Raw genomic sequence first — 6,113 nt, 5'->3', positions numbered from 1 at the left:
TAAGCGCCAGGATGTTGGTCTGGAAGGCGATGGAGTCGATGACGCCGATGATGTCGGCCACCTGTTGCGACTTGCTGTTGATTTCGCCCATGGTGCCCACGAGCTCTGACACCAGCGAGCCGCCCTGCGTGGCGGTTTTGGCAGCGGCAGCGGCCAGGGTGTTGGCTTGCTGGGTGCTGTCGGCGTTTTGTCGCACGGTGGCGGTGATTTCTTCCATGGTGGCAGCGGTTTCAGCCAGGGAGCTGGCCTGCTGCTCGGTGCGCGAGGACAGATCCAGGTTACCGGCGGAGATCTGGCCGGAGGCCGCGGCAATCGAAGTGGCGCCGCTGCGCACTTCGCCCACAGCTTGGCGCAGGTTGTCACCCATGGCATCCAGTGCACGCAAAAGCTGTCCGACTTCGTCGGTGCCCTGGGCATGAATATGCTGGCTGAGATCCCGGTGGGAGACGGATTCGGCCAATTGCACGGCCTGGCGCATAGGGTGGGTGACAGAGCGAGTGACACGCCAGGCGATCAGGGGGCTGATGATCAGGGCCAGCAAGGCAACCACTCCCAGCACAAGCATGCCCAGGCGATTGTCATGGAAGGTTTTGGCAAATACTTCTTCGGTGAGGCCATTTTGCATGGTGCTGAGCTTGTCGATCGTGCCGGTAATCTGTTGAGTCAGCTCTGGCATCTGGTGGCTGAAAAAGGTGTTGGCCTTGCCAACTTCCCAGTTTTCGAGCCACTTAAAGGCCTCTTTGCGTTTTTCGGCATACGCATCCTGGGCGGCCACGGCTTGCTTGTACAGTGTCTGGGCCGGTGGGTAAGAGATGGCTTTGGCCAGCTCTTTGTGCAGGGAGTCGAGGTGTTGATCAGAGACCTCAAGGGCCTTGCGGGCTTTGCTCTGAGCCTCGGGGTCATTCATGTTGGTGGAGGCCAGGGTGAGGTTATTGTTTACCTCGGTTTCGCGGGCCCACTGCAGAATCAGGGCATTGTTGTGCTGACGCGCTTGCAAGGAGGTACTGGTGGCGTTGCTGTCGAAAATCCGCCACAAGCTGATGGTCGTCAGGATGATCAACATCAAAATGACAAAGCCAAAACCCAAGGCTAGCCGAGTACCAATCTTCAAGTTTTTCATGTGTGCCCTTGCTGGTGTCAGTAAATACCAAATGCCGTGCCGATCAACCATGTGACGTTCTGGTGCAATCAGTTACCGCTTCTGTTTAATCGGTTACCAGCTATTTCAAACTTGATGTGCCGCGTCGGGTAGTGCGGGAAACCCCTAAATCTTGAATTGTTTTAAGATAAGCAGCTTGATTTGTCTGCTCTGGATAAATCTGTGTATTTGCGCCGGCTGCCCGAAGACCCAGGCTAATTGACAAACGCCAATTAGCCGGCTCAAAAGGCGGGCATTCAATCGGGCTTCCATCATGGACACATTTAATTCCACCTCTACCGTGTTTTCAAAGCGCGCTACCCAACTCACCAGTTCCGCCATTCGCGAGATTCTCAAAATCACCGAGCGTCCCGAGGTGATTTCCTTTGCCGGCGGTTTGCCTTCACCCGAGGGGTTCCCTATTCCCGAGCTGCGGGCGGCGTTTGATCATGTTTTGGCCACGCAAGGGGCGACGGCGTTGCAATATGGCCGCACCGAGGGCTATACCCCACTGCGCGAGTGGGTTGCTCAAGACCTTTCACGCCCGGGCGTGTCGATCGATCCCGAAGAAGTGCTGATTGTGTCCGGGTCGCAACAGGCGCTGGATATGCTGGGCAAGCTGTTTATCGATCCCGGCTCACGCGTACTGGTCGAAGCACCCAGCTATCTAGGGGCATTGCAGTCGTTTTCGATGTTTGAGCCTCAGTTTCAGTCGGTGCCCACCGATGCTGGCGGCCTGATCCCCGAATCCCTTACCGCGGATCTCACACAGGGTGCCCGTTTTATTTACGTGCTGCCCAATTTCCAGAACCCCACCGGCCGCTCTCTCGATCTCGCCCGCCGACAAGCGCTGGTGCAACGCTGCGCCACGTTAGGCCTGCCCATCATCGAGGATGATCCCTATGGCGAGCTTCGGTATGCCGGTGAGCCACAACCGGGCTTGCTTGAGCTGGGCCGGCCGGTGGGTGCAACGGTGATTCGCCTGGGTACGTTTTCCAAGGTGCTGGCGCCTGGCATGCGCCTGGGCTATGTTGTGGCACCGCGCGAAATCATCAGCAAGCTGGTGCAGATCAAGCAAGCCACTGATCTGCATACGGCCTCGGTCACACAGATGGCGGTGTTCGAAACCATCCGTCATGGCTTCCTGAAGGCTCACCTGCCCAAGGTGCGGGCCCTGTATCAGCGGCAATGCGGCTATATGCTCGATGCCCTCCGGCAGTACTTTCCGGCAGATGCCTCCTGGACGACACCAGATGGCGGTATGTTCATCTGGGTTACCTTGCGCTCTGGTATCGATACTACCGAGCTTCTGTCGCGCGCCATCGCTCGCAATGTCGCCTTTGTGCCGGGTGCGCCGTTTTACGCCGGCGTGCAGGCACCTGCCAACACCTTGCGGCTCAGCTTCGTCACCGTGCCCGAAGACCTTATCCGCCAAGGCGTGCAAGTGCTGGGAGAACTCATCGGGCCTGCTCAGGCCGCTGCATGAGCGACACCCAGCCATCTCAAGCCCCAAAAACCGCCGGCAATATGCCCGCACCAGGCGCCCTGCCAGATCTGTCTGATATGCGGCAGGACGACTGGGTGGCGCGGTTTTTACCGCCTGCCTGGGGGCCTTATGCGCGCCTGTGCCGGCTGGATCGCCCTGTGGGTACCTGGCTTACTTTGCTGCCCGCGCTGGCGGCTTTGGTGCAGGCGGCCGATGGTTGGCCCACGGTATGGCGTCTGATGATTTTTTCACTGGGCGCGCTGTTGATGCGTGGGGTGGGGTGTACGTTCAATGATATTTTTGATCGCAATTTTGATTACCAGGTTGAGCGCACCCGGTTTCGCCCGCTGACCAGTGGGCAGCTCAGCCTGCGGGCAGCCTTGTGGTTTGTGCTGGCCCAGTTGCTCATCAGTGCCGTTATGCTGCTGGCGATTAATGCATACAGCCGCTGGCTGGCGCTGGTGCTGGTGCCGCTGGTGGTTATTTATCCGCTGTGTAAACGGTTTACCTACTGGCCCCAGGCCGTGCTGGGGATGGCGTTTAATTGGGGCATGCTGATGGCCTGGACAGACACCCGCGATATCCTCCCCTGGTATGGCGTGGCCATGTGGGTAGGGGCGGTGCTGTGGCAAATCGGTTACGACGCGGTATATGCCTACATTGATTTGCGTGACGACCGCATGCTGGGGCTCAAATCCGTGGCCATGTGGTTTGGCAACCATGGCCGCGCATGGATCAGCGGGTTTTATGCCGCCACGGCCGCGCTGTGGTTTGCCGCCGGCTGGGGCATGGGCATGAACTGGCCTTATTACGTGGTGATGGCAGTGATCAGTGGCCATTTTGTTTGGCAGATGGTTCATTTTGATGTGCAGCACCCCGAACGCGGCCTGCGGATTTTTCGCTCCAACATGCAGGTGGGGGTCCTGCTGATTGTGGCTGCGTTGGCCGGAACCGTGCTGCCAGCCTAGTTTTTCCGGCCTGATATTCCGCCAGTCTGATTCCAATTTTTTGTCATGTAGCAGCCCGCTGTTACCCGGGGCTGTTTCTCCCGCACCATAATGAACACACCATATCGAGCAAAGCCGGGCACCTGAATCCGGCCGATTGGTGTTGCATCAAGGTGTATGGCCCGCCCTCCGTGGGTGGCATCCCACATAAACCGGGAGACAAAAATGGAACAACCCGTGATTATTCGCCATCATTCCAGGCGAACATTCCTCAAGGGTGCTGTCGTACTGACAGGCGTACTCACCAGCGGTACCTTGCTGGCGGCACTAGCCCCTTCCAGAGTCTGGGCCCTCGAAGTTCACACGCTCAACCAGCATCAGGCCGATACGCTGCTGACGATGGCCAAACGGCTGTATCCCCACAAAGACCTGCCAGATGCCGTCTATGCAATTCTTGTCAAAGACCTTGATGAGGCTAGCCGGGATGACAAGGTTCATACCCTGGTAAGCGATGGCGTGGCTGCGCTGGACAAGCGGGCAGGGGGCAACTGGTTAAAAGCACCCGCCGACAAGCAACTGGATATCCTCACCGCCATGCAGTCCGATGCGTTCTTCCAGAAAGTACGCGGGCAATGCATTACCTCTCTATACGACAACCAGATGGCCTACAAGCATTTTGGTTATCAAGGTGAGTCCTGGTCCAAGGGTGGCTACATCAAGCGGGGCTTCAACGACCTTACCTGGCTGCCGGATCCTCCCGCATCAGCCAGCCCACCGCCTTTCAATTCCTGAGCATGCGGTGATAACCCAAGGGCATTGTTTTGCCCAAGGTGTGATGCGCGACACATTGAACACAACTTTGTGGGGGCAATATGGCCAAGTATCAACAAAGCGACGACAGCGTGGTGGTGATTATTGGGTCGGGTGCGGGCGGCGGTACGCTTGCCAACGAACTCTGTCAGAAAGGTGTGCAGGTGGTGATCCTGGAGGCAGGAGAGCGGCAAAGCCCGGCCACCTTTATTCAGGACGAATGGGAGTCCTTCAATCAACTGGCCTGGCTTGAACCCCGGACCACTTCGGGATCCTGGCGCATTGCCCGTGATTTCCCCGGGCTTCCGGCCTGGATCTGCAAAACAGTGGGCGGTACCACAACCCACTGGGCCGGGGCATCGCTGCGCCTGCAAGCGCACGAATTCAAGACCAAGAGCACCTACGGGGATATACAGGGGGCCAATCTCCTCGATTGGCCGGTGACGCGCGAAGAAATGGATCCCTACTACGAGCGTGCCGAGAAAAAGATGGGTGTTACCCGTACCAACGGCCTGCCTGGCTTGCCGGGCAACAATAACTTCAAGGTGATGTACAACGGGGCTACCAAGCTGGGCTACAAAGAGGTTAGTACGGGCCATATGGCGATTAACAGTGTTCCTTATGATGGTCGGGGCGCCTGTATCCAGCAGGGCTTCTGCTTTCAGGGGTGCAAGTCGGCAGCCAAGTGGTCTACGCTCTACACAGAAATCCCCAAGGCTGAAGCCACCGGCAAGCTCGAGCTGCGCACGGGCTGCCATGTGTCACGCATCGAGCACGATGCAAAGGGCCACATCAGCGGTGTGGTGTATTTTGATGCCGATGGTAAAGAGCAGCGCCAAAAGGCCCGGGTGGTTTGCGTGGCCGGAAACTCCATCGAAAGTCCCCGGTTGCTTCTGCTGTCCGAATCCTCAAAGTTCGCTCACGGGCTGGCAAATGGGTCGGGGCAAGTGGGGCGCAACTACATGCGGCATACCACGGGCTCGGTGTATGCCGTATTTGACCAGCCCGTCCACATGTATCGCGGTACCACGATGGCGGGGATTGTTCAGGACGAGGTTGTCCATAAGCCGGATCGTGGTTTTGTGGGCGGCTACGAGCTTGAGACCATCAGCCTGGGGCTGTCGTTTTATGCGGCCTTCCTGGATCCGGGTGCTTGGGGGCAAGGGTTTGCCGGCTTTATGGATGATTACACCCGGACAGCCGGCCTGTGGATCGTGGGCGAAGACCTGCCTCAGGCGTCCAATCGCATCACGCTCAATTCGGCGGTCAAGGATCAATTTGGCCTGCCTGTGGCCAATGTGCATTACGATGATCATGCCAACGATGTGGCCATGCGTGATCATGCTTTCCGTCAGAGCGAGGCCATGTACAAGGCTGCGGGGGCTACCCGAACCTTCCGGACGCCGCCGTATCCCTCCACGCATAATCTGGGAACATGCCGCATGAGCCAAAAAGCCGAAGACGGTGTGTGTGATCCGCATGGGCGGGCGCATGAAGTTCCCAATCTGTATATCTCGGACGGTAGCCAGTTCACCACCAGCGGCGCGGAAAACCCGACGCTGACCATCGTGTCTCTGGCAATCCGGCAGGCCGAGCACATTGCGGATCGCATGGCTCGCAAAGAGCTTTGATGTGGGTGTTGCCGGGCCTGTCGCAAGGCTTGTCCGGCAATATGACGGATAGCTTTAACGTAGCAATCGCATGTATAGAGTGGTCAGGCGAAGTGTTTTCC

Annotated in this window: 5 protein-coding genes; 4 read left to right on the top strand and 1 reads right to left on the bottom strand. The window is 58.0% G+C overall.

Annotation, left to right across the window (positions count from 1 at the left end):
- The coding region (locus WA928_RS03480) for a methyl-accepting chemotaxis protein (protein ID WP_424299550.1) at nucleotides 1-1,120 on the bottom strand (1,120 nt) is incomplete at its 3' end.
- Nucleotides 1,121-1,412: 292 nt separating this feature from the next.
- On the opposite strand from WA928_RS03480, the gene WA928_RS03475 reads away from it, so the two are divergent.
- The 4 genes from WA928_RS03475 to WA928_RS03460 all read left to right on the top strand — a co-directional run bounded on the left by WA928_RS03475 (nucleotide 1,413) and on the right by WA928_RS03460 (nucleotide 6,012).
- Complete coding sequence (locus WA928_RS03475; protein WP_424299547.1) at nucleotides 1,413-2,624, top strand: PLP-dependent aminotransferase family protein; 1,212 nt, start codon at nucleotides 1,413-1,415, stop codon at nucleotides 2,622-2,624.
- A gap of 41 nt (nucleotides 2,625-2,665) precedes the next feature.
- Complete coding sequence (ubiA, locus tag WA928_RS03470) at nucleotides 2,666-3,592, top strand: 4-hydroxybenzoate octaprenyltransferase (protein ID WP_424299630.1); 927 nt, start codon at nucleotides 2,666-2,668, stop codon at nucleotides 3,590-3,592.
- Between the two features lie 204 nt (nucleotides 3,593-3,796).
- Nucleotides 3,797-4,363 carry a tat (twin-arginine translocation) pathway signal sequence gene (locus WA928_RS03465; protein WP_424299544.1) on the top strand — a complete coding sequence of 189 codons (567 nt, stop codon included), beginning with the start codon at nucleotides 3,797-3,799 and terminating at the stop codon, nucleotides 4,361-4,363.
- Between the two features lie 80 nt (nucleotides 4,364-4,443).
- Nucleotides 4,444-6,012: a GMC family oxidoreductase gene (locus tag WA928_RS03460; protein ID WP_424299541.1), complete on the top strand. Its 1,569-nt coding sequence runs from the start codon at nucleotides 4,444-4,446 to the stop codon at nucleotides 6,010-6,012.
- Nucleotides 6,013-6,113 lie beyond the last annotated feature (101 nt).

It is taken from the genome of Castellaniella sp. (genome assembly GCF_049651205.1).
Lineage (GTDB): Bacteria > Pseudomonadota > Gammaproteobacteria > Burkholderiales > Burkholderiaceae_B > Castellaniella.
This window is presented reverse-complemented; position numbering and strand designations above follow the sequence as displayed.

What these genes read in the sequence shown, in the direction of transcription:
- ubiA (WP_424299630.1), top strand. Translation starts at nt 2,666, where the DNA reads ATGCCCGCACCAGGCGCCCTGCCAGATCTGTCTGATATGCGGCAGGAC.
- WA928_RS03475 (WP_424299547.1), top strand. Translation starts at nt 1,413, where the DNA reads ATGGACACATTTAATTCCACCTCTACCGTGTTTTCAAAGCGCGCTACC.
- WA928_RS03465 (WP_424299544.1), top strand. Translation starts at nt 3,797, where the DNA reads ATGGAACAACCCGTGATTATTCGCCATCATTCCAGGCGAACATTCCTC.
- WA928_RS03460 (WP_424299541.1), top strand. Translation starts at nt 4,444, where the DNA reads ATGGCCAAGTATCAACAAAGCGACGACAGCGTGGTGGTGATTATTGGG.